22 protein-coding genes are annotated in these 23,620 nt (G+C 62.4%); 15 read left to right on the top strand and 7 right to left on the bottom strand.

What is annotated here, in order from left to right; translation table 11 throughout:
• Positions 1–232 precede the first annotated feature (232 nt).
• Positions 233–712 carry an Lrp/AsnC family transcriptional regulator gene (locus L1O02_RS04050; RefSeq protein ID WP_016963825.1) on the top strand — a complete coding sequence of 160 codons (480 nt, stop codon included), beginning with the start codon at positions 233–235 and terminating at the stop codon, positions 710–712.
• 177 nt (positions 713–889) lie between these two features.
• Positions 890–1,099, top strand: coding sequence for a DUF2788 domain-containing protein (locus L1O02_RS04045; protein ID WP_060841238.1), 210 nt, complete (start codon positions 890–892; stop codon positions 1,097–1,099).
• Here L1O02_RS04045 and L1O02_RS04040 read toward each other — a convergent pair.
• From L1O02_RS04040 to L1O02_RS04025, 4 genes are all read right to left on the bottom strand, one after another.
• On the bottom strand, positions 1,094–1,660 hold the full coding sequence (locus tag L1O02_RS04040; RefSeq protein WP_162492861.1) for an rRNA large subunit pseudouridine synthase E: 567 nt from the start codon (positions 1,658–1,660) through the stop codon (positions 1,094–1,096). The genes L1O02_RS04045 and L1O02_RS04040 overlap by 6 nt on opposite strands.
• A 146-nt stretch (positions 1,661–1,806) precedes the next feature.
• Positions 1,807–3,279 (bottom strand): AMP nucleosidase, encoded by a 1,473-nt coding sequence (gene amn, locus L1O02_RS04035; protein WP_161799194.1) that lies wholly within the window; start codon positions 3,277–3,279, stop codon positions 1,807–1,809.
• 97 nt (positions 3,280–3,376) lie between these two features.
• On the bottom strand, positions 3,377–5,029 hold the full coding sequence (locus L1O02_RS04030; protein ID WP_235759577.1) for an acyl-CoA dehydrogenase family protein: 1,653 nt from the start codon (positions 5,027–5,029) through the stop codon (positions 3,377–3,379).
• A 75-nt stretch (positions 5,030–5,104) separates the two neighbouring features.
• Complete coding sequence (locus tag L1O02_RS04025) at positions 5,105–7,471, bottom strand: hybrid sensor histidine kinase/response regulator (RefSeq protein WP_235759575.1); 2,367 nt, start codon at positions 7,469–7,471, stop codon at positions 5,105–5,107.
• Positions 7,472–7,763: 292 nt separating this feature from the next.
• Between L1O02_RS04025 and L1O02_RS04020 the strand changes: the two genes are divergently transcribed.
• The 4 genes from L1O02_RS04020 (at position 7,764) to L1O02_RS04005 (ending at position 11,279) form a co-directional block, all read left to right on the top strand.
• Positions 7,764–8,561, top strand: coding sequence for a hydroxymethylpyrimidine/phosphomethylpyrimidine kinase (locus L1O02_RS04020; RefSeq protein WP_042941299.1), 798 nt, complete (start codon positions 7,764–7,766; stop codon positions 8,559–8,561).
• 18 nt (positions 8,562–8,579) lie between these two features.
• Positions 8,580–9,203 carry a thiamine phosphate synthase gene (gene thiE / locus L1O02_RS04015; protein WP_060841242.1) on the top strand — a complete coding sequence of 208 codons (624 nt, stop codon included), beginning with the start codon at positions 8,580–8,582 and terminating at the stop codon, positions 9,201–9,203.
• Between the two features lie 18 nt (positions 9,204–9,221).
• Positions 9,222–10,505: a glutamate-1-semialdehyde 2,1-aminomutase gene (hemL, locus tag L1O02_RS04010; protein WP_060844716.1), complete on the top strand. Its 1,284-nt coding sequence runs from the start codon at positions 9,222–9,224 to the stop codon at positions 10,503–10,505.
• 219 nt (positions 10,506–10,724) lie between these two features.
• The gene (locus L1O02_RS04005; protein WP_016965755.1) at positions 10,725–11,279 is read left to right on the top strand and encodes a tetratricopeptide repeat protein; all 555 of its coding nucleotides are present in this window, start codon (positions 10,725–10,727) and stop codon (positions 11,277–11,279) included.
• Positions 11,280–11,357: 78 nt separating this feature from the next.
• Here L1O02_RS04005 and L1O02_RS04000 read toward each other — a convergent pair whose 3' ends face one another.
• Positions 11,358–11,684 carry a DUF1820 family protein gene (locus L1O02_RS04000; RefSeq protein ID WP_007927079.1) on the bottom strand — a complete coding sequence of 109 codons (327 nt, stop codon included), beginning with the start codon at positions 11,682–11,684 and terminating at the stop codon, positions 11,358–11,360.
• 134 nt (positions 11,685–11,818) lie between these two features.
• On the opposite strand from L1O02_RS04000, the gene miaB reads away from it, so the two are divergent.
• The 5 genes from miaB (at position 11,819) to lnt (ending at position 17,392) form a co-directional block, all read left to right on the top strand.
• Positions 11,819–13,147: a tRNA (N6-isopentenyl adenosine(37)-C2)-methylthiotransferase MiaB gene (gene miaB, locus L1O02_RS03995; protein WP_060844717.1), complete on the top strand. Its 1,329-nt coding sequence runs from the start codon at positions 11,819–11,821 to the stop codon at positions 13,145–13,147.
• A gap of 183 nt (positions 13,148–13,330) precedes the next feature.
• On the top strand, positions 13,331–14,350 hold the full coding sequence (locus tag L1O02_RS03990; protein WP_060841245.1) for a PhoH family protein: 1,020 nt from the start codon (positions 13,331–13,333) through the stop codon (positions 14,348–14,350).
• Entirely contained in the window at positions 14,343–14,801 is a 459-nt protein-coding gene (gene ybeY / locus L1O02_RS03985) for an rRNA maturation RNase YbeY (protein WP_108546171.1), read from the top strand. The genes L1O02_RS03990 and ybeY overlap by 8 nt, the downstream gene beginning before the upstream one ends.
• Before the next feature lie 42 nt (positions 14,802–14,843).
• Positions 14,844–15,683 (top strand): HlyC/CorC family transporter, encoded by an 840-nt coding sequence (locus L1O02_RS03980; protein ID WP_016965481.1) that lies wholly within the window; start codon positions 14,844–14,846, stop codon positions 15,681–15,683.
• A gap of 185 nt (positions 15,684–15,868) precedes the next feature.
• Positions 15,869–17,392, top strand: coding sequence for an apolipoprotein N-acyltransferase (lnt, locus tag L1O02_RS03975; RefSeq protein ID WP_060842017.1), 1,524 nt, complete (start codon positions 15,869–15,871; stop codon positions 17,390–17,392).
• Between the two features lie 45 nt (positions 17,393–17,437).
• Here the strand turns inward: lnt and L1O02_RS03970 are convergent, their stop codons facing one another.
• Positions 17,438–18,199 (bottom strand): YdcF family protein, encoded by a 762-nt coding sequence (locus L1O02_RS03970; protein ID WP_108546170.1) that lies wholly within the window; start codon positions 18,197–18,199, stop codon positions 17,438–17,440.
• A gap of 124 nt (positions 18,200–18,323) precedes the next feature.
• Positions 18,324–18,641, bottom strand: coding sequence for a hypothetical protein (locus tag L1O02_RS03965; protein WP_060841248.1), 318 nt, complete (start codon positions 18,639–18,641; stop codon positions 18,324–18,326).
• 261 nt (positions 18,642–18,902) lie between these two features.
• Here L1O02_RS03965 and leuS point away from each other — a divergent pair, with 261 nt between their 5' ends.
• The 4 genes from leuS to arfA all read left to right on the top strand — a co-directional run bounded on the left by leuS (position 18,903) and on the right by arfA (position 23,557).
• Positions 18,903–21,509: a leucine--tRNA ligase gene (gene leuS / locus L1O02_RS03960; RefSeq protein ID WP_060841249.1), complete on the top strand. Its 2,607-nt coding sequence runs from the start codon at positions 18,903–18,905 to the stop codon at positions 21,507–21,509.
• Positions 21,510–21,597: 88 nt separating this feature from the next.
• Entirely contained in the window at positions 21,598–22,203 is a 606-nt protein-coding gene (lptE, locus tag L1O02_RS03955) for an LPS assembly lipoprotein LptE (protein WP_060841250.1), read from the top strand.
• A gap of 39 nt (positions 22,204–22,242) precedes the next feature.
• Entirely contained in the window at positions 22,243–23,280 is a 1,038-nt protein-coding gene (gene holA, locus L1O02_RS03950; protein WP_060844722.1) for a DNA polymerase III subunit delta, read from the top strand.
• 115 nt (positions 23,281–23,395) lie between these two features.
• Complete coding sequence (gene arfA, locus L1O02_RS03945) at positions 23,396–23,557, top strand: alternative ribosome rescue factor ArfA (protein WP_015637164.1); 162 nt, start codon at positions 23,396–23,398, stop codon at positions 23,555–23,557.
• Positions 23,558–23,620: the final 63 nt, after the last annotated feature.

The raw sequence follows: 23,620 nt of genomic DNA, 5'->3' as shown, positions 1-23,620 counted from the left end.
TCTGGACAGGGTGTAGCCCGGGGGCCGGCTCAACCCTGTGGGATTGGCGGCCGCGGCAGGCCTGATTCGGCGGGCCGCAGTGGACTCTATGTCCGGGCAGTGATTCTGGTGATAAGAATAGGCCTGGGCCGACGACAGAGGATTGCGAAGATTGCTTGCAAAAACACCTCTTGCGCAATTTTTAACCCAAGATAGATAATTCAACGCAATACTTATGAGAAAGGCCTGATTGATGAGCAAACTCGACCGCTATGACCTGAGTATTTTGGCCGAATTGCAACGCGACGCCCGCATCTCCAACCAGGAACTGGCCGAGCGCATCGGCCTGTCACCCTCGCCCTGTTCGCGCCGGGTCAAGCAGTTGGAGGACGACGGCTACATTTCCCGCCAGGTCGCCTTGCTGGACCGCAAGATGCTCGGCTTGAGCCTCACCGCCTACGTACTGATCGGCATGGACCGACACACTCCCGAACGCTTCGAGAATTTCGAAGCAGCGATCCGCAGCCTGCCCCAGGTACTGGAATGCAGCCTGGTGACCGGGGTTGATGCCGACTACCAGCTCAAGGTCGTGGTGCCGGACATGGACCACTACCAGAAGCTCCTGCTCGGTCACCTGACTCGTATCGATGGTGTCACCAGCGTGCGTTCCAGCTTCGTGCTCAACCAGGTACTCAACAGCACCGAGCTGCCCCTGACCCACCTGCGCAATTGACGGGCCACCTGTCGAAGCCGACTGGCGAGTGCAGGTACCCGGGCGCATTCGCCGGACTCCTGCAGCCGGGCCGGCCTGACGCTGTGGCGACATAACGCATGCAGATCAATGCTAGGCCGGCGAGCGTTGGCGTATACTCGCCCGGCATTTTTTCCCTGCCTGCATTGGAGATGATCGATGGACCCAGCCGTATTCGAAGAATGGATGATGACCGGTCTGGTCAGCCTCCTGATCATATTCATGGGCTTCATCGTCTGGGACCTGGCCAAGAAGTCCAAGGCCGGGCGCTTCGGCTCCTTTATCCTGTTCTTCGTGCTGGGCCTGGGCGTGGCCGCCTTCATCATCAAGAGCGTAGTGATCGGCCTGATCGAATCCGGCGCCTTATAAGCGCGCCGCAACTTCCTTCCACTGCCCCTGATCCAGGCCATCCAGGGTCCAGTCGCCAATCCTGACCCTTACCAGCCGCAAGGTCGGCAGGCCAACCGCTGCCGTCATGCGGCGTACCTGACGGTTGCGCCCCTCCCGAATCACCAGCTCCAGCCAACTGGTGGGCACACTCTTGCGAAAACGCACCGGCGGGTTGCGCGGCCACAGCTGCGGCTCCTCCAGTTGCCGGGCTTGGGCTGGCAGGGTCATGCCATCGTTGAGTTCCACCCCATCACGCAGCCGCTGCAACTGCTCGGCAGTGGGTTCGCCTTCGACCTGCACCCAGTAAGTCTTGGCCAGCTTGTGCTTGGGATCGGCAATGCGCGCCTGCAATTGCCCGTCATTGGTCAACAGCAGCAGCCCTTCGCTGTCCCGGTCCAGGCGTCCGGCCGGATAGACGCCGGGAATCGCGATGAAGTCCTTGAGCGTCGCCCGGCCTTCGCCATCACTGAACTGGGTCAGGACATCGAAAGGCTTGTTGAACAGGATCAGCTTCGGCTCGGCCGGCGGCGCCTTGGCCACGCGCTTGCTGGAAGAAGGAGAAAACGGCTTGGCGCCTGGGCGACGGGAAGCGGGACGAGGTGCACGGGACATGGCAGCGGGAACATTCAGCGATCAGGACCGACAATGCTAGTGGCCTGATCGCCAAATGACCACGGATTAAACGCCTAGCGGAAAGGCGGTTCGTCGAAGCTGCGCAGTTTGCGCGAGTGCAGGGAGTTGAGCTCGCTGCGCATCAGGTCCACGGCTTCGATCCCAATCTTCAAGTGTTGGCTGACCGCCCGCTCATAGAAGGCATTGGCCGCACCGGGCAACTTGATCTCGCTGTGCAGGGGCTTGTCCGAAACACACAGCAAAGTGCCATAAGGCACCCGCAGGCGATAACCCTGGGCAGCAATGGTGCCACTCTCCATATCCACCGCCACCGCCCGGGACAGATTGATGAACGGACGTTCCTCGGCCCAGCGCAGTTCCCAGTTCCGATCGTCGTAGGTCAGCACGGTGCCGGTCCGCAGGCGCTTCTTCAACTGCTCGCCCTTCTCCCCGGTGACATTGGCTGCAGCCTGTTGCAGCGCCAGCTGGACTTCGGCCAGCGCCGGGATCGGGATGTTCGGCGGCACCACGCGGTCAAGAATGCCGTCGCGCCGCATGTAGGCGTGAGCCAGGACGTAGTCGCCGATCGTCTGCGACTGTCGCAGACCGCCGCAGTGACCGATCATCAGCCAGCAGTGGGGACGCAGCACCGCCAGGTGGTCGGTGATGTTCTTGGCATTGGACGGGCCGACGCCGATGTTCACCAGGGTCACGCCATGGCCATCGCTGGCCTGCAGGTGATAGGCCGGCATCTGGTAACGGTGCCAGACCACACCGGCGGCGATCGCCGAGGCCTCGCCGTGGTCCATGCCCTTGTCGATGATCACGTTGCCCGGCAGGACCATGCGTACGAAACGCGGATCGCTGCGCAGTTGCTCCAGGCCATGGACGATGAACTGGTCGACATAACGGTGGTAGTTGGTCAGCAGGATCCACGGCTGCACATGGCGCCAGTCGCTACCGGTGTAGTGCACCAGGCGCCGCAGGGAGAAATCCACCCGCGCGGCATCGAACAGTGCCAGGGGCAGCGGGTGGGTGTTTTCCCAGTCGTAGAGGCCGTCGGCGATACCGTCGGTGGCGGCGGACAGGTCGGTGCTGGGGAATACCCGGGCCAGGGCCGCCGCGGTCACGCCGGAACCGGCCAGTTCGTCGCCCTGCTCCACCACGTAGGGATAAGGAATGTTCTGCTCGCTGACACCCACTTCAACCGTGACGGTGAAGTCGTGCATCAACGGCACCAGTTGTTCGAGCAGGTAGTTACGGAAGGCGGCGGGATGAGTGACGGTGACGCTGTAAGTACCCGGCAGTTGCACCTTGGCATAGGCCCGGGTGGTCTGTGGGACTTCGCCGTGGCAGTGGTAGGTCAAGCGCAGTTCGGGGTAGCGAAACAGCGCACGCTGCTCGGCATCCGGTTCGACCCGATCCTTGAGGTAACGCTTGAGCGCCTGGCTCAGGGCCGTGGTGGCCCGCTCATGCAAAGCAGCAAGCCGATCCACGGCTTGCTCGGCGGTTTGAACGACAATAAAAGCTTCGGTCACGGTAAGCATCCTGTGTTCTGATCTTGCAGGCGTTCATCTTGCCTGCAACACCGCCCCACGGGAACAGCGGAGTTGCAGGAGCCATCTAGCCGGCTCCTGCAGCGGGTCAGAAGCCTTGGGGGGTGGAGCGGGCGAGGATCGCGGCCACATCCAGCCCGCGGGGCAGCGTGCCATAGACCCGTCCACCCTGGCCGCCCAGGCGGCTGGCGATAAAGGCCTCGCTGATCAGGTCGTTGCCCGCCTCCAGCAACAACTTGGCCTGCAGGCCCAGAGCAATGTCCTCGGTCAGTTGCCGGGCGCGATACTGAATGTCGGCGGTGTCCTTGAAGCTGTCCTTGAGTGCGACGATATGCGCCGCCAGACGCTGGTCGCCATGCCCGTCCCCCAGCTCGGCAAACAGGGCATCCAGCACGCCCGGCTCTTTCGAGAGAGCCCGCAGCACATCCAGGCACTGCACGTTGCCGGAACCTTCCCAGGTCGAGTTCACCGGCGCTTCGCGGTACAGCCGCGGCAGGATGCTGTCCTCGACATAACCGGCACCGCCCATGCACTCGGCGGCCTCGTTGATCATGGCCGGGGCCCGTTTGCAGATCCAGTACTTGCCCACCGCCGTCACCAATCGGGAGAACTTGGCCTCCCGGGCATCGTCCTGATGGTCCAGGGCCCGCCCCATGCGCAGGCTCAGGGCCAGGGCCGCTTCGCTTTCCAGGGCCAGGTCGGCCAGTACGTTCTGCATCAGCGGCTGCTCACTGAGCAGGCGTCCGCCCACGCGGCGATGGGCGCAGTGATGACTGGCCTGGGTCAGGGCCTGGCGCATCAGCGAACTGGAACCGACCATGCAATCGAAGCGGGTCATGGCCACCATCTCGATGATGGTGGGCACCCCGCGCCCCTCCTCACCGATCATCCAGGCTAGAGCGCCGCGAAACTCCACTTCACTGGAGGCGTTGGACTGGTTGCCGAGCTTGTTCTTCAGACGCTGGATATAGAACTGATTGCGGCTGTCATCCGGGCGATGACGGGGCAGGAGGAAACAGGTCAGGCCCTTGTCAGTCTGGGCCAGGGTCAGGAAGGCATCGCACATCGGCGCCGAGCAGAACCACTTGTGCCCCACCAGCTCATAGGCCTGCCCCGGCCCGGGGGCCCCCACCGGGTAGGCCCGGGTGGTGTTGGCCCGGACATCGGTCCCGCCCTGCTTCTCGGTCATGGCCATGCCGATGGTGAGCCCGGCCTTGTGCTGCATGCCGACGTTGCGCGGGTCATACTCGGTGGCGAGGATCTTCGGCAGCCATAGCCGGGCAATATCCGGCTGCAGCTTCAGGGCCGGCACGCAGGCGAACGTCATGGTCAGCGGGCAGCCGCTGCCGGCTTCGGCCTGACTGTGCAGATAGGTCATGGCGGCACGCGCCACATGGGCTCCTGCTTGCGGGTGGGTCCAGGGCAGTGAGGTCAATCCGCCCTCGATGGCCGCCTGCATCAGTTGGTGGTAAGCCGGGTGAAACTCCACCAGATCGATTCGATGACCGAAGCGGTCGTGACTGGCAAACACCGGCTTGTTCTGATTGGCCAGGAACCCCGCCTCCATCAATGGCCCCCCCGCCAATGCACCGTAGGCATCGACCCGGGATTCGGCCCAACCGGCATCGAAACGCTGCATCCATTGCTGCAACGGCAGATCGATCCGATAGAGGTTGACGCCGTCCAGAGCGGGCGGCTGGTTGGTGACTTCGTGGGTTTCAGCGAACTGGTGGAGGTTCATTGCCGGGCTCCTTCAGGGTGTGCCAAAGCCCCAAGTTAAGCACCGGCCCCACCCTGAACAAAGTGGCATACCCGCCTAAATGTCGGCGCTTTCGCCTTGCTCCACAGCGAGCACACGCTTGGACAGCAGCAGCTGCAAGGCCTCGAATTTCACCGGTTTGCCGAGACAATCGGCTCCCGCTGTGGCCGCGCCCCCTTCGGTGCCGGGAACACAGGCCAACAGGATAGGCAACTGGGCATAGCCGGGCATCGCCTGAGCCTGCAGGCGAAACGCCCCTAACTGCGCCGCGCTGATCTGGCCATCGATCAGCACCGCGCTGACCGGCTCGCGCCCCAACAGTTGCAGGGCATCGGTTGGGCTGCCGACCGTGCGGACCCGATAACCGAGCTTGAGCAACATGCCCCGCAGCACCAGTTGGTCGACGTCATTGTCGTCGATCAACAGCACGGTGCAGTCCTGGGGTGTCCGCCGATGATGGGCGGCGGGCAGCCGGGCAATCGGCTCCTGCACCTCAAACTCCACCTGCAAACGGAAGCAACTGCCCTGCCCTGGCGTGGATTCGTGGGTCAATTGCCCATCCAGCAGTTCCACCAACTGGCGGCAGATCGCCAGGCCGATGCCCAATCCGCCATATTCGCGGGTCATGGAACCATCGAGCTGGAAGAAGCGCTGATACAGCATCGCCTCGTCCAGATTGACGAAACCTATGCCGCTGTCGATCACTTCGAAACTCAAGCTGACCCTTTCGACCGAGACGGCACGGGTCACCACCCGCAAGACCACGCCGCCGGAATGCGTGAACTTGACGGCGTTATCCAGCAGGCACTCCAGGCAATGGCTGAGCTTGCAGCGATCCCCCTGCAGGCGATCGGGCAATCCCGCACTCAGATCGACCTGAAACGACAGGGACTTGGCCGCCGCACTGGCCGCGTACTGGGTTTGCAACGCGGTCAGCAGCGAACGCAAGCTGAAGGGCTGGCGCTGGGCGCTGAGCTTGCCGGCCTGCAGTTCGGTCAGCGTGAGGATGCCGTTGACCATGCGCATCATGTCTCGCGCCGAACCGGCGGCGGTCTGCTGGTACTGCGCAAGCTCCGGGTCCAGTTCCAGGGTCTGCATCAATTCCAGTGAACCGATGACACCGTTCATCGGCGTGCGCAGTTCATGGGTCAGGGTGGCCAGGAATTCATCCTTGAGCCGGTTGCTGTGGGCCAGTTGCTGGTTCAGCACCTCAAGCTTCTGCCCCGCCTCCAGCAGAGTCTGAGCCTGCTGCTCGCGCATCGCGTTGATCCGGTCGGCCAGGGCCAGGGACAGCAACGCCACCTCGATCGCCGAGCCGATCTGGCTGGCGTACATGGTCAGGAACACGTTGGGCAGGTAACCCAGCACCATCAAGGTATTGATCACCCCACCGAACAGGAAAGCCGACCAGGCGATGATGAAATAGCGCGCCACCCGCAACCCGCGCCACCAGGCGACGATTCCCGCGACATAGATCACTACGGTGAACAGCAGCGCCAGGGTGGTAGCCAGGCGTAGGGCCAGGGCGTAACTGGTCATCAGCGACAGGGCCATGACCAGCGCACCAAAGCCCATCAGCGCCATCAATATGCGGTCAACCCAGGGACTGTGGCCGGCAGTCTGCAGGAAGCTGCGGGCGAACTGGCTGCCGAACAGCCCGGCCGAACCGATGAAGAAGGGCGTCGCGGCGTTGGCCCACCAAGGGCTGTTGGGCCAGAAGTACTCCACCGCAGCGCCGTTGACCGACAACTGATAGAGGCCGAAGGAGGCGATATAGAAGATGTAATAGAGGTAACTGGTGTCGCGCACGCTGAGGTAGATGAACAGGTTGTACACCAGCATGCCCAGCAACACGCCGTAGATCAGGCCCAGTACGTAGAGACGCACGGGTTGGGCCTCAAGGTAGGCAGTATTGGACCACAGGCTCACCGGCGCCTGGATCGAGCCCTCGCTGGCCAGCCGCAGATAGATCGTCTTGTGCTCATGGGGAGCGAAATTCAGGTTGAACAGGTAATTGTTCTGGCGGATCTGCCGACTGTCGAAGGGCAAGGCATCGCCGGTCCGCTCCGCCAGGCGATAGCCCCCGCTTTCGTCGGGGAGGTACAGATCCAGGTGATCCAGGGGCGGATAGGCCAGCTCCAGCAACCAGTTGCGCTGCGCCGTGGGGTTGCCGGGGCGGTAATCGAGGTCGATCTTCAGCCAGAACGCCGAACGTGAATAACCGGCATTGAGGGTGTCTTTATCGTGAGGCTTGAAGCGCTCGGCCAGTGGCCCCGAGCTGACGTCGGCAATGGTCGCTTCACCACCCGTGTCTTCAAGGACCTGCATCACTCGGCCCAAAGGAAGGCGCTGGGTGAACTCGTCGAACTCGGCGGCACCCACCAGCATCGGCAAGCTCAACAGCAACAGCAGCAAATAGCGCATTAAAGACCCAGCGTGGCTTGTCCGGTGATGTCAGGAAGTCCCCCCATTTCCCTTGAGCAGACGTATAACCGGCATGACCTGTTATTGGTTTGAATGCACTCTAGCATAGCCGCTGATGGCCAATGAACACCATTGTAAATTTTAGTCTAAAGGCTCTAGATCAAGCCTTTCAGCGCAATACCGCGTGCTAGAGCTGTTGCATCGGTCAAGACGTTCGCGCCCAGCGCGGCGACATTTTCCAGCAGACGCCAGGCGCCGCGAAAAAAAGCGATTGGTGGTAAGCTCGCCGCCCATGAATATCTACAGCTCTCGCCCCGTTGTCCTCTGTCTCTCCGGCCACGACCCCAGTGGTGGCGCCGGCTTGCAGGCAGATATCGAAGCCCTGCTGGCTCAGGGTTGTCACGCAGCTCCGGCTGTCACCGCCCTGACCGTGCAAGACACGGTCAATGTCAGCGATTTCCGCGTTCTGGATCGCGAGTGGGTACTGGCCCAGGCCAATGCCGTGCTCAACGACTCCACGGTCGCCGCGGTCAAGCTGGGCATGCTCGGCTCCCTGGAGATGGTCGACACCGTGGTCGAACTGCTCCAGGCGCACCCGCATCTGCCGCTGGTCTGCGATCCGGTGCTGCGCGCCGGCGGCGGTGGCCGGCTGGGCAAGGATGAAGTCGGCTACGCCATGCGCGAACGCCTGCTGCCCCTGGCCACCATTGCCACCCCCAACCTTCCTGAAGCTCGAATTCTTGCGGAACTGCCCGAAGGCAGCGCCGACCAATGCGCCGAAAAACTCCTGCCGTTCGTCAAGCACCTGCTGATCACCGGCGGCCATGGCGATGAACACGAAGTGCATAATCGCCTGTACAGCCGTGACGGCCTGCGCGAAACCTACACCTGCCAGCGTTTGCCGGGCAGCTATCACGGCTCCGGCTGCACCCTGGCCAGCGCCCTGGCCGGACGCCTGGCACAAGGCGAGCACCTGGCCAGCGCCGTGAAATCGGCCCTTGATTACACCTGGCGCACCCTGCGCGACGCCGAACAACTGGGTCGCGGCCAATTCGTCCCACGTCGCTTGCCGTTGGATTTCTGCTCGTAATGTCATGAGGCCCGCTCGATGAAACTACGTGGTCTGTACGCCATCACCGACAGCCAGCTGTTGGCCGGCAAGTTTTTGCAGTACGTGGAGGCGGCGCTCGAAGGCGGCGTCACCCTGTTGCAGTATCGCGACAAAAGCGACGATCAGGCCCGCCGCCTGCGGGAAGCCGAAACCCTGCTGACCCTGTGTGAGCGCTACAAGACCCGCTTGATCATCAACGATGACGCCGAACTGGCCGCGCGCATTGGTGCCGGCGTGCACCTGGGCCAGACCGACGGCCCACTGACGCCGGCCCGGGCCCTGCTGGGTCGCCAGGCGATCATCGGCTCCACCTGTCACGACCAATTGTCGCTGGCCGAGCAAGCCGCGCAGGAAGGCGCCAGTTATGTCGCCTTCGGCCGCTTTTTCAATTCCACCACCAAACCCGGCGCGCCCACGGCCAGCCTGGAGTTGCTGGATCAGGCCCGGGCCAGCCTGCACCTGCCGATCTGCGTGATCGGCGGCATCACCCTGGATAACGCAGCGCCGCTGGTACACCACGGCGCCGACCTGCTAGCGGTGGTCCACGGCCTGTTCGGCGCCGATAGCGCCGACGAAGTGACCCGTCGCGCCCGCGCCTTCAACGCCCTATTCAACAGCTGACTTTTTGAGAGCCCGCTCATGTCCCGTTCCGAAACCCTGTTCGCCAACGCCCAGAAACACATCCCCGGTGGCGTCAACTCGCCCGTTCGCGCCTTCAAGAGCGTGGGTGGCACCCCGCTGTTCTTCAAGCACGCAGAAGGCGCCTACGTCACCGACGAAGACGACAAGCGCTATGTCGACTATGTCGGTTCCTGGGGCCCGATGATCCTCGGCCACAGTCATCCGGACGTACTGGATGCGGTGCGCAAGCAGCTGGAACACGGCCTGTCCTACGGCGCACCGACCGCCATGGAAACCGAAATGGCCGATCTGGTGTGCTCCATCGTGCCGTCCATGGAAATGGTGCGCATGGTCAGCTCCGGCACCGAAGCCACCATGAGCGCCATTCGCCTGGCCCGGGGCTTTACCGGCCGCGACAGCATCATCAAGTTCGAAGGTTGCTACCACGGCCACTCCGACAGCCTGCTGGTCAAGGCCGGTTCCGGCGCCCTGACCCAGGGCGTGCCAAGCTCCGCCGGGGTTCCTGCGGCCTTCGCCAAACACACCCTGACCTTGCCGTTCAACGACATTGCCGCCGTGAAAAAGATGCTCGCCGAAGTCGGCCAGGAAGTGGCCTGCATCATCGTCGAGCCGGTGGCCGGCAACATGAACTGCGTACCGCCGGCACCGGGTTTCCTCGAAGGCCTGCGCAGCCTCTGCGACCAACACGGCGTGGTGCTGATTTTCGACGAAGTGATGACTGGCTTCCGCGTCGCCCTCGGTGGTGCCCAGGCCCATTACGGCGTGACACCGGACCTGTCGACCTTCGGCAAGATCATCGGCGGCGGCATGCCGGTGGGCTGCTTCGGCGGCAAACGCAAGATCATGGAGCACATCGCGCCCCTGGGCCCGGTCTACCAGGCCGGCACCCTGTCCGGTAACCCGCTGGCCATGGCCGCCGGCCTCACCACCCTGCGCCTGATCAGTCGCCCGGGCTTCCACGCCGAACTGAGCGACTACACCAGCCGCCTGCTCGAAGGTTTGCAACAACGCGCGGACGCCGCGGGCATTCCGTTCGTCACCACCCAGGCCGGCGGCATGTTTGGCCTGTACTTCAGCGGCGCCGATGACATCGTCACCTTCGACGACGTGATGGCCAGCGACGCCAACCTGTTCAAGCGCTTCTTCCACCTGATGCTGGAAGGCGGCGTGTACCTGGCGCCGAGTGCCTTCGAGGCCGGTTTCACCTCGATCGCCCACGGCGAAGCCGAGTTGCAACTGACCCTGGATGCCGCCGAACGCGCATTCGCCGCCTTGAAATAAGCACAGGTGGGCTGGCGTGGTAATCAACCGCGCCAGCGGAGGCTTTACTCGGACTTTTCCCCACCAAGGGGACAAATGCCCAGCAAGGCGACGGATATCGCGGCCACGCAGCAGAAAAACGAGTAAAGACTTTGTAAGGTTGGCCCCGCTTATTTCATAATGCGCGCTTATTGGACCCCTCGCTGGGTCCGCGCGCCCCTCAGAGGTAAGTCGATTCCCATGAACCGCACCGGCCGCGCCCTGACACTGGGCTGCCTGTTGCTCCTTCAGCCCCTGCTCGCGCACGCACAAGCAGGCGGCAACTCGTTGTTGATCCCAGCGATGGGTCGCTGCACCCTCGATCCCCAGGCACAGGAACAGGCCGAGGCGCTAGCCGCGTGCCAGAAAGCCGCCGACGAAGGCGACGCCGAGGCGCAATACGAGTTGGGTGAGTTCTACTACGAAGGCAAAGGCGCGCCGCGGGACCTCAATCAAGCCCTGAGCTATTTCGAAAAAGCCTCCTTGCAAGGCCACGCTCAGGCGCAATTCAAACTCGGCACCATGTTCTTCCACGGTGAGGGCGTGCCGGCCAACAATGTCCAGGCCTATATCGTGCTGAAGATGGCTGCGGTCAATGGCGCCGAAGACGCTCTGGACACCGCCGACGAAGTCGCCGAGCACATGCAGCGCGACGAGCTGGAAGTCGCGACCCAGGTGCTGGGACAGATTTTCCGCAAATACCTGATGGAATTGCAAAGCGCCGATGGGCGCTCGCCTTTTTCGCCATTGCCGTAAAAGCCTCCATGCCCTTCGCTGGCAAGCCAGCGCCTACAGACACGAACCGGACCCTTGCGAAGAAGTGGCCAGCCAGGCTTATTTTTCGGGCATCGGCATCGGGAACGGCATGACGTTGCTCACGCCACGGGCTTCGCTGATTTTCGGCGTGCCCAGGCGCTCCACTTCGTCGATGCGCACGATCGAATGCATCGGCACAAAGCTGCGCACCACGCCTTCGAATTGCGCCTTGAGCTTCTCTTCGCTCGGATCGACGACCACTTGCGTGCGCTCGCCAAAGACGAACTCTTCCACTTCCAGGAAGCCCCACAGATCGCTCTGGTAGATCTGCTTGGCGTACATCTCGAACACCTGGCCCTGGTTGAGGAAAATCACCTTGTAGATTGGGGCTTCACGTTTGGTCATGGTGGGCGGGCAACACATCGGGGGATAAAAATAGGGCGCGAACTATAGCATAGCTACCCGATGCACAACGCTAGGAACCTGTGGGCATGGACCCTATAATGCGCGGTTCTTTGAATCACGTGAGACTGAGGTCCATGGCCAAGAAGCTTTACATCGAAACCCACGGTTGCCAGATGAACGAGTACGACAGCTCGCGCATGGTGGACCTCCTGGGTGAACATCAGGCCCTGGAAGTCACCGCACGTGCCGAAGACGCGGATGTCATCCTGCTCAATACCTGCTCCATTCGTGAGCGCGCCCAGGATCGGGTGTACTCCCAGCTGGGTCGCTGGCGCGAGCTGAAACTGGCCAATCCGGACATGGTGATTGCCGTCGGCGGCTGCGTGGCCAGTCAGGAAGGCGCGGCCATTCGCGATCGCGCGCCCTATGTGGACGTGGTCTTCGGTCCGCAGACCCTGCACCGCCTGCCGGAAATGATCGATGCCGCGCGCGTCAGCAAGCTGCCGCAAGTGGACGTCTCGTTTCCGGAAATCGAAAAATTCGACCACCTGCCCGAGCCGCGCATCGACGGCCCCAGTGCCTATGTCTCGGTCATGGAAGGCTGCAGCAAGTACTGCACCTTCTGCGTCGTGCCCTACACCCGGGGCGAAGAGGTCAGCCGGCCGTTTGACGACGTGATTGCCGAAATCATCCACCTGGCGGAAAACGGCGTGCGCGAAGTCACCCTCCTGGGCCAGAACGTCAATGGCTACCGGGGCCAGACCCACGACGGACGCCTGGCCGACCTGGCCGAGCTGATCCGCGTAGTTGCCGCGGTGGACGGCATCGAGCGGATTCGCTACACCACTTCGCACCCTTTGGAGTTCTCCGACAGCCTGATCCAGGCCCACGCCGAAGTGCCGGAGCTGGTCAAGCACCTGCACCTGCCCGTGCAATCGGGCTCGGATCGGATTCTGGCGGCGATGAAGCGCAATCACACGGCCCTGGAGTACAAGTCCAAGCTGCGCAAGCTGCGAGCGGCGGTACCGGGAATCTGCATCAGCTCGGACTTTATCGTCGGCTTTCCTGGCGAGACGGAAAAAGACTTCCAGCAGACCATGAAGTTGATCGAAGACGTCGGTTTCGACTTCTCCTACTCCTTCGTCTACAGCCAGCGCCCGGGTACTCCGGCCGCCGACCTGGCCGACGACACGCCGGAAGCACTGAAGAAGGAACGCCTGAACGCGCTGCAACACCGCCTGAACCAGCAAGGGTTTGAAATCAGCCGACAAATGGTCGGGTCGACCCAGCGCATCCTGGTGACCGACTACTCCAAGAAAGATCCGGGCGAATTGCAGGGCCGCACCGAGAACAACCGGATCGTCAACTTCCGTTGCGACGATCCCACACTGATCGGCCAATTCGCCGACGTGCATATCGACTCGGCGCAGCCCCACTCGCTGCGCGGCTCGCTGTTATCGTAAGAACTGGATTGTGTAGGCACCGGCTTGCCGGCGAAGGGGCCTTCAGAACCGCCTTCGCCGGCAAGCCGGCTCCTACGAAGAAAGCATCACCGGTCCACGCTCCGCATAAGAGCTTTCGCACCCAGGCCGCTGGCGTTATCCTTGAATTCATCTTAATTGCCGTTGGGCGGCTAAAAAACGACCTTGAACGCACCCATAGAACCTCATCGTTTCATCCTCGAGCCCTTTGAGGCTCGCCGCTTCGCCAATCTGTGCGGGCAATTCGACGAGCATTTGCGCTTGATCGAACAGCGCCTGACGATCCAGATCCGCAATCGCGGCAATCAGTTCGAACTGATCGGCGAACCCAAGCACACCACCTCCGCGGAAAATCTTCTGCGCCGTCTCTACCGGGAAACCAAGGGAACCGAGCTGTCGCCGGACCTGGTGCACCTGTTCCTTCAGGAGTCCGCTGTGGAAGAGCTGGATAACCCCTCGGTGGCTGATGCCGCCATCGCCCTGCGTACCAAGAAAGGCATGATTCGCCCTCGTGGCTTGAATCAGCAGCGCTACGTCAAGGAGATCCTGGGCAACGACATCAACTTCGGCATCGGTCCGGCCGGCACCGGCAAGACCTACCTGGCCGTCGCTTGCGCGGTGGACGCCTTGGAGCGCGAGCAGGTGCGACGCATCCTGCTGGTGCGTCCGGCGGTGGAAGCCGGCGAGAAGCTCGGTTTCCTGCCCGGTGATCTGGCGCAAAAGATCGACCCTTACCTGCGCCCGCTGTATGACGCGCTGTATGAAATGCTCGGCTTCGAACAAGTGGCCAAGCTGATCGAGCGCCAGGTCATCGAGATCGCGCCCCTGGCCTACATGCGTGGCCGAACCCTGAACAACAGCTTCATCATCCTCGACGAAAGCCAGAACACCACCGTGGAACAAATGAAGATGTTCCTCACACGGATCGGCTTCGGCTCCACCGCGGTGATCACCGGCGATATCACGCAGGTCGACCTGCCCAAGGGCACCAAGTCCGGCCTGGCCCAGGTGATCAACGTGCTCAAGGATGTGCCCGGCATCAGCTTCACCCACTTCATGCCCAAGGACGTGGTGCGCCACCCGCTGGTGCAACGCATCGTCGAAGCCTACGAGCGCTTCGAGTTGCGAGCCGACGACGAGACCGCCAAGGCTTCCGCCGACAGAGGCCAGCGCCACGATGCTTGAGCTTGATCTGCAGCGCGCCAGCCAGCAGCCGGCCCCCAGCGACGAACAGTTCCGCCAGTGGTGCGAACTGGCCCTGCGCCAGCGAACCGCCGACTCGGAAATGACCATTCGTCTGGTGGACGAAGCCGAAGGCCGCGAGCTGAACCACACCTGGCGTCACAAAGATTACGCCACCAATGTGCTGTCATTCCCTGCCGACGTGCCGGATGAGCTGCTGGATATCCCCTTGCTGGGGGATCTGGTGATCTGCGTTCCAGTGGTCGAACGCGAGGCCGCCGAACAAGGCAAGGAACTTCAGGCCCACTGGGCCCATCTGGTGATTCACGGCTGCTTGCATCTGTTGGGTTACGACCATATAGATGATGACGAAGCCGAAGAAATGGAAGCACTGGAACGAACGTTGCTTGCAGAACTGGGTCATCCCGACCCCTATGCAGACGACGAAAACTGATCAACAACCCCCTGTAACAACCAAGGATTCAGAGCAATCGCTATGAGCGAAGATCGATCGAGCAACGGGCAAAAGTCATGGCTGGGCAAACTGACCCAGGCTTTTGCCCATGAGCCGAAAAACCGCCAGGAGCTGCTGGAGCTGCTGCGCGAAGCCCATCAGAACAAATTGCTGGACAGCGAAGCGCTGGCCATCGTCGAAGGCGCCATCCAGGTGGCTGACCTGCAAGTCCGGGACATCATGGTGCCGCGCTCGCAGATGATCAGCATCAAGGCGACCCAGACACCCCGGGAGTTCCTGCCCGCCGTCATCGACTCCGCGCACTCGCGCTACCCGGTGATCGGCGAAAGCCATGACGACGTGATGGGCGTCCTGCTGGCCAAGGACCTGCTGCCGCTGATCCTCAAGGAGAACGGCGACAGCTTCAATATCAAGGACCTGCTGCGCCCGGCGACCTTCGTCCCGGAGTCCAAGCGCCTGAACGTGCTGCTGCGCGAGTTCCGCGCCAATCACAACCACATGGCCATCGTCATCGACGAGTACGGCGGCGTGGCCGGCCTGGTGACCATCGAAGACGTGCTGGAACAGATCGTCGGCGACATCGAAGACGAGCATGACGTCGAGGAAGACAGCTACATCAAGCCCCTGCCCAGCGGCGACTTCCTGATCAAGGCGCTGACGCCGATCGAGAACTTCAACGAGTTCTTCGACAGCACCTTCTCCGATGACGAGTTCGATACCGTCGGCGGACTGGTCATGAGCGCCTTCGGCCACTTGCCAAAACGCAACGAAATCACTGAAATCGGCGCCTATCGCTTCCGCGTGCTCAATGCCGACAGCCGGCGGATTCATCTGCTGCGCCTGACTCCCGTCTCCCGCTAGGGGCCAGGGGCATCAGCTCTCCTGCACAACGAAACGTCGCCCCGAAACCGGAACCCCGGGCTCGGGGCGACGGCTCTCGGGGACAGGCCGCTGAGCCGCACGGCGCGATGCCCACCTGAATCCAACCCACCCATCTCCTCGCGCCCTGCCCGGTGCGAAACAGGAAAGAGCTGATGAAACGCCTCTTGCAGCGCTCAACCCGACCCGGCTGGCCCGGCAACCTGCTGGCCGTGGCAGCCGGCGCCATCACCACCCTGGCGCTGGCGCCCTACAACATCTGGCCCCTGGCTTTGCTGGCGGTAGGGTTGTTCTATGCCGGCCTGCGAGAACTGACGCCACGCCAGGCCCTGGGCCGGGGCTGGTGCTTCGGCTTCGGCCTGTTCGGCGCCGGCACCAGCTGGATCTACGTCAGCATCCACACCTACGGCGGCGCATCGGCCTTGCTCGCCGGCCTGCTGATGCTGGCTTTCATCGCCGCCATTGCCTGGTTCTTTGCCCTGCCCGCCTGGCTCTGGGCCCGCTGGTTGCGGCGCAATGAAGCACCGCTGGCGGATGCTCTGGCGTTTGCTGCCCTGTGGCTAGGCCAGGAGGCGTTTCGCGGCTGGTTCCTCACCGGTTTCCCCTGGCTTTACTCCGGCTACAGCCAGCTCGACGGCCCCCTGGCCGGGCTCGCGCCAGTGGGCGGAATCTGGCTGATCTCCTTCTCCCTGGCCCTGACCGCCGCGCTGCTCTACAACCTGCCGCGCCTGATCAAGGCCGGGCGCAAAGGGTTCATTGTCGCCGGCCTGCTACTGCTGGCAGCTCCCTGGGTGATCGGCCTGGCGCTCAAAGGCCATGCCTGGACCAGCCCGTCGGGAGACCCCATGTCGGTAGCGGCCATCCAGGGCAACATCGAACAAAGCATGAAATGGGACCCCGCCCAGCTCAATGCCCAACTGGCCCTGTACCGCGACATGAGTTTCAGCAGCAAGCGGGTGGACCTGCTGGTCTGGCCGGAAACCGCGGTTCCGGTGCTCAAGGAATCCGCCGAAGGCTACCTGACGATGATGGGCAACTTTGCCGCCGACCGTCATTCCGCACTGATTACCGGGGTTCCGGTGCGCCAGCTGGTGCACCATGAAAAACGCTACTTCAACGGCATTACCGTGACCGGCGAAGGCGACGGCACCTACCTGAAACAAAAACTGGTGCCCTTCGGCGAGTACGTTCCCCTGCAGGAAGTCCTGCGCGGCCTGATCGACTTCTTCAACCTGCCGATGTCGGACTTTGCCCGTGGCCCGGCGGACCAGCCGTTGCTGCAGGCCAAGGGCTATCAGATTGCCCCCTTCATCTGCTACGAAGTGGTCTATCCCGAGTTCGCCGCCGGTCTTTCGGCCCGCAGCGACCTGCTGCTGACCATCAGCAACGACACCTGGTTCGGCACCTCCATCGGCCCCCTGCAGCATCTGCAGATGGCACAGATGCGCGCCCTGGAGGCAGGACGCTGGATGATCCGCGCCACCAACAACGGCGTCACCGGGCTGATCGACCCGTTCGGCAAGATCACCGTGCAGATTCCACAGTTCGAGCGCGGCATCCTGTATGGCGAAGTGGTGCCCATGCACAATCTGACGCCTTACCTGAAGTGGCGCTCGTGGCCGCTGGTGGTGCTCTGCACCCTGCTGTTCGGCTGGGCCCTGTTGGCCAGTCGCATTGCCAAGACCGTTTGAAGCCCTTCCCCGGCCAGCCGGCTCCTGCGGGAGCCGGCGCGCCACTCAGCGATAGAAGACTCGGTAACCGAGTTGTCCCACCGCCTCGTTAAGCAGCTGGCCGCTCTGCCAGATCGACTTGAACTCCGGCATCCAGCCGCCCAGCGGACGGGCGTTGTCCACCCCGAGAAAGCCCACCGGGGCCGGTACCACGTCAAACCCCGCGTGCTCGAAACTCCAGACAGCGCGAGGCATGTGCCAGGCCTGGGTCACCACCACCACGCGCCTGATGCCCAAGGGTTGCAAGACTTCGGCGCTGAATTGCGCGTTCTCCCAGGTGGTACGACTGCGACCTTCCTGCCAGCGCACCGTCACGCCAAAGTCATTGAGCAAGGACTCGGCCATCAGCGCCGCTTCGGTGGGCGGCGTGCCGTAATGCAAGCCACCACTGGTCAGCAACGGCAACCCGGATGCCTTGGCCAAACGCGCGGCGTAGCGCTCACGCTCCAGCCCCACGCCGGTGGGCTGATCAGAACCCCAGGCCAGATCGCCGCGCTCGCGGCCTGAACCCAGGACCACAATCGCATCCGCCTGCTGGGCCAGGCTCGCCCACTCCCCCTGAGGCAAAGGAGGCAACTGCTCCAACCCGCGCGCGCCCCACTCCACCATCACCGGCAAGCTCATCAGCCAGAAACCGCCCAAACCCAGAACAAAGCAGCATCGCGCCAGCCGCGGACGGGAGTGACGCAGGCACCAGGCAAACAGGAGCAGCAGCAAAAGAATGCCGGGGGGCAACAACAACTGCTTGATGAAATAACGAAAAGGCATCGGGCATCTCCAAAAGATGCCCGAAGCCTAAAGGTCAAAGCCCTGCTGCAACAACCAGTGCCGAGTACTTTTGCTCATGAACGCCTCGGCAACGACCTCATGGGCCCCAAACGCAGTCCGGAGACTACTTGCACTGATGCGATCGGACTTTCACCGATTCCTTGACGGGCGCCTGATCCTTCAACCAAATGATCTTGGCTGAACGGGGCATTTCCTGCTGCCGATCACCCGGCATGCTGATCTGCATTTCACGCTGGCTACGAGCCAGATAGGCCCGGATCAATTCGAACTCAGCACTGCTCAAGCCCCGCAGCTCCAACTCGACAGGCCGCTCATCACGCAGTCGATCCGCAGTCTTCAGTGCATCCAGGGCCAGAGCCAGTCGATTCAGCAGCCTTTCATACACCTCTGGTTCTGTTACTTTTCGCTGCGATTCAAGCATCCGTTCACCTCATCGAAGAATAAGACTCACTCCCCTTTTTGAGCTTAGTCGGACGACCGAAAGCGTCGCGCCGCTGCGACCAACGGCCCGGCCGAGCAATCAAGGTTTCCCTCGGCAGAGTGCGGTCATGTATGCTACGGCGCTTCCTGTAACTCCACTTCCAGCTCCATCGGGCACTGAAAATCGCCGTATTTGGCGTCATCGCTCCCCGTGGTTGCATTGAAGAGGATTAGGCCACCCCTATTCAGTACAAAAGTAGCCATGCACGAACACTATCAGCCCCGTGAAATCGAAGCCGCCGCCCAGTCGTTCTGGGACGAGCAAAAGTCCTTTGAAGTCAGTGAACAGCCAGGCAAGGAAACCTACTATTGCCTATCGATGTTCCCTTACCCCAGCGGCAAGCTACACATGGGGCACGTGCGCAACTACACCATCGGCGACGTGATCTCCCGCTACCAGCGCATGCAAGGCAAGAACGTCCTGCAACCCATGGGTTGGGATGCCTTTGGCATGCCGGCGGAAAACGCCGCGATGAAGAACAACGTGGCTCCCGCCAAGTGGACCTACGAAAACATCGCCTACATGAAGACCCAGCTGCGCAGCCTGGGCCTGGCGGTGGACTGGTCCCGCGAGGTCACTACCTGCAAGCCGGACTACTACCGCTGGGAACAGTGGCTGTTCACCCGCCTGTTCGAAAAAGGCGTGATCTATCGCAAGAACGGCACCGTGAACTGGGACCCGGTCGACCAGACCGTCCTGGCCAACGAGCAAGTGATCGACGGCCGCGGCTGGCGTTCCGGCGCGCTGATCGAGAAGCGCGAAATCCCGATGTACTATTTCAAGATCACCGCCTATGCCGATGAGCTGCTGGAGAGTCTCGACGAACTGACGGGCTGGCCCGAGCAGGTCAAGACCATGCAACGCAACTGGATCGGCAAGTCCCGCGGCATGGAAGTGCAGTTCCCCTACGATCAGGCATCGATCGGCGAAACCGGCACCCTGAAGGTGTTCACCACCCGTCCGGATACCCTGATGGGCGCGACCTATGTCGCCGTCGCCGCCGAGCACCCGCTGGCAACCCTGGCCGCACGCAACAACCCCGAGTTGCAGGCGTTCATCGCCGAATGCAAAGGCGGCAGCGTCGCCGAAGCGGACATGGCGACCCAGGAGAAAAAAGGCCTGGCCACCTCGCTGTTCGTCGAACACCCGCTGACCGGCGAAAAGCTCCCGGTGTGGGTGGCCAACTACGTGCTGATGCACTACGGCGATGGCGCGGTCATGGCTGTCCCGGCTCACGACGAGCGCGATTTCGAATTCGCCAGCAAGTACAACCTGCCGATCAAGGCCGTGGTACGCACCAGCGCCGGCGATGAAACCCCTGCGCCATGGCAGGACGCTTACGGCGAGCACGGCGAACTGATCAACTCCGGCGAATTCGACGGCCTGGATTTCCCTGGCGCGTTCGACGCTATCGAAGCGGCCCTGCTGAAGAAAAACCTCGGTCAATCACGCACCCAGTTCCGCCTGCGGGACTGGGGCATCAGCCGCCAGCGCTACTGGGGCTGCCCGATCCCGATCATCCATTGCGACAGCTGCGGCGACGTTCCGGTCCCGGAAAACCAGCTGCCGGTGGTGCTGCCGGAAGACGTGGTACCCGATGGTGCCGGTTCGCCTTTGGCCCGCATGCCCGAGTTCTACGAGTGCAACTGCCCGAAATGCGGCCAGCCTGCCAAGCGTGAAACCGACACCATGGACACCTTCGTCGAGTCCTCGTGGTACTACGCGCGCTACGCCTCGCCACATTATGAAGGCGGCTTGGTGGACCCGGCGGCGGCCAACCACTGGTTGCCGGTGGATCAGTACATCGGCGGCATCGAACACGCCATCCTGCACCTGCTTTACGCACGTTTCTTCCACAAGTTGATGCGTGACGAAGGCCTGGTGAGCTCCAACGAGCCGTTCAAGAACCTGCTGACCCAGGGCATGGTGATTGCCGAAACCTACTATCGCCGTGAGGCCAATGGCGCCTACACCTGGTACAACCCGGCGGACGTTGAGCTGGAGCGCGACAGCAAGGCCAAGATCATCGGGGCCAAACTGATCAGCGACGGCCTGCCGGTGGAAATCGGCGGCACCGAGAAGATGGCCAAGTCGAAGAACAATGGCGTTGATCCGCAGTCGATGATCGAGCAATACGGTGCCGATACCTGCCGCCTGTTCATGATGTTCGCATCGCCGCCCGAGCTGAGCCTGGAATGGTCCGACTCGGGTGTCGAAGGTGCGCACCGCTTCCTCAAGCGCGTCTGGCGCCTGGCCCAGGCCCATGTCAGCCAAGGGCTGCCGCAGGCACTGGATATCGCCACCCTGAGCGACGAACAGAAAGCCATTCGCCGCGCCATCCACCTGGCCATCAAGCAGGCCAGCCAGGATGTCGGCCAGCACCACAAATTCAACACCGCCATCGCCCAAGTGATGACCTTGATGAACGTCCTGGAAAAAGCCCCGCAAGGCAGCAACCAGGACCGTGCCCTGTTGCAGGAAGGCCTGCAGACCGTAGCCCTGCTGCTGGCTCCGATCACTCCGCACATCAGTCACGAACTGTGGAAGCAGCTGGGTCAGGAAGGCGCCATCATCGATGCCGGCTGGCCGGTTCTGGACGAAAGCGCCCTGGTTCAAGACAGCCTGCAACTGGTCATCCAGGTCAACGGCAAATTGCGTGGCCAGATCGAAATGCCGGCCAGCGCCAGCCGTGAAGAAGTCGAAGCCGCGGCTCGCAGCAACGAGAACGTGCTGCGCTTCACCGAAGGCCTGACCATCCGCAAGGTCATCGTGGTGCCGGGCAAACTGGTCAATATCGTCGCCAGCTAATTGGATCAGGCGCCCGGTCCGGGATCGGGCGCCGAACAAAACCTCCAGGGCCACAAGGTGGTCCATATGGTTTCAAGGGGAGCAATACATGATCAAACGTAACCTGCTGGTGATGGGTCTGGCCGTGCTGCTGAGCGCCTGTGGCTTCCAGTTGCGCGGAACGGGAACCCATGAGCTGACCATCAAGGAACTCGACCTGAGCGCCCGGGATGCCTACGGCCCCACCGTGAAAATGCTCCAGCAACAACTGGAAAGCAGCGGTGTACGGGTCCATGCCGGCGCGCCTTACAAACTGGTGCTGCTGAACGAGGAAAACTCCCAGCGCACCCTCAGTTACACCGGCGGTGGCAGCTCGGCCGAATACGAGATCGGCACAACACTCAGGTACGAAATCCTGACGCACGACAACCTGCATCTGCTCGACGACAAGCTGGAAGTGCAGAAGGTCTTCGTGCATGACGGCAACAACATCACCGGCTCCGATCAGGAATCGTCTGAAACACGCAAGGAAATGCGCCGCGACCTGATCCAGCGCATGCTGATCCGTCTGCAGTTGCTGACCCCGGACCAGCTTGCTCAACTGCAAGCCACAGCCGAAGCCAAAGCCAAGGCCGAAGCCCAGGCGCTGGAAGCTGCACGCAAGGCTGAGGCGGAAACTCCGCAGCAGTCCCCCCTGGAACTGCCGAACCAGTAAGCCGTGTGGGGCGCTCACGCGCCCCATTGGCCCCCGCCTATGAAACTCGCACCCGCCCAACTCGGCAAACACCTGCAAGGTCCACTCGCGCCGGTCTATGTGATCAGCGGCGATGATCCCCTGCTCTGCCAGGAAGCCGCCGACGCCATCCGCTCTGCCGTACGCCAGCAGGGATTCGACGAGCGCCAGGTATTCAGTGCCGATGCCAGCTTTGACTGGGGCACCCTGCTGCAAGCCGGGGCCAGCATGTCGCTGTTTGCGGAAAAACGCCTGCTGGAACTGCGCCTGCCCTCGGGCAAGCCCGGAGACAAGGGCGCCGCAGCGCTGATCGAGTACTGTTCGCGTCCGGCCGAGGACACAGTGCTGCTGATCAGCCTGCCCAAGCTCGACGGCAGCGCACAGAAGACCAAGTGGGGCAAGGCCTTGGTGGAAGGTGCCCAGACCCAGTTCGTACAGATCTGGCCGGTGGACGCCAACCAGCTTCCACAGTGGATTCGTCAGCGACTGTCCCAAGCCGGGCTGTCCGCCAGCCAGGACGCGGTGGAGCTGATCGCCGCGCGGGTCGAGGGCAACCTGCTGGCCGCGGCCCAGGAAATCGAAAAACTCAAGCTGATGGCTGAAGGTGGACAGATCACCGTCGAAACGGTCCAGGCCGCAGTGGCCGACAGTGCGCGTTTCGATGTGTTCGGGCTGGTGGATGCCATTCTCAACGGTGAAGCCGCCCACGCCCTGCGCATGCTGGAAGGGTTGCGCGGTGAAGGCGTCGAACCTCCCGTGATTCTCTGGGCCCTGTCCCGAGAACTGCGGCTGTTGGCCAACCTGGCCCTGCAATTCAGCCAGGGCGTGCCATTGGACAAAGTGTTCAGTCAGGCCCGCCCTCCGGTCTGGGACAAACGCAAGCCGCTGATGAGCAAGGCGCTGCAACGTTACTCTGCACAGCGCTGGGGGCAGTTGCTGCTGGATGCCCAGCGTATCGATGCGCAGATCAAGGGGCAGGCCAGCGGTTCGCCCTGGAGCAGCCTGAGCCGCCTGTCGCTGCTGATGGCCGGCCAACGCCTGGCCCTGCCGGCCGAGTAAGCACGCCGCTCATCTCACGACTGGCATCTTCCTGCTGCAGAGTGCTGGACAGCCGCTCCACTCTGGCCGATGATTCGCGCCGCAGCCTCTCTCTACAAACCGCGAGTACAAAACTATGAGCAAGCCATCCAAGCATGGCCCCAACAAGGCCAAATCCATTGTCGCCCAGCCACTGTTCCGCAGCCGTCAGGAACGCCCGGCCAAGGGCAAAGGCAGCTACCGCCGCGAAGCCTTCCAGTCTAAAAGCTGGGAGGCTTCTTACTTTCTGGCCGCCTGAAGCCCTGAACCCCGTCGGCATGATAAGGTCTGCACCTGATAGTTATTCTCTCTGGACCTGTGC

This window comes from Pseudomonas sp. BC42 (assembly GCF_021560055.1).
Taxonomy (GTDB): domain Bacteria; phylum Pseudomonadota; class Gammaproteobacteria; order Pseudomonadales; family Pseudomonadaceae; genus Aquipseudomonas.
Note: the sequence above shows the minus strand (reverse complement) of the source record. Positions and strands in the feature narration are given on the sequence as shown.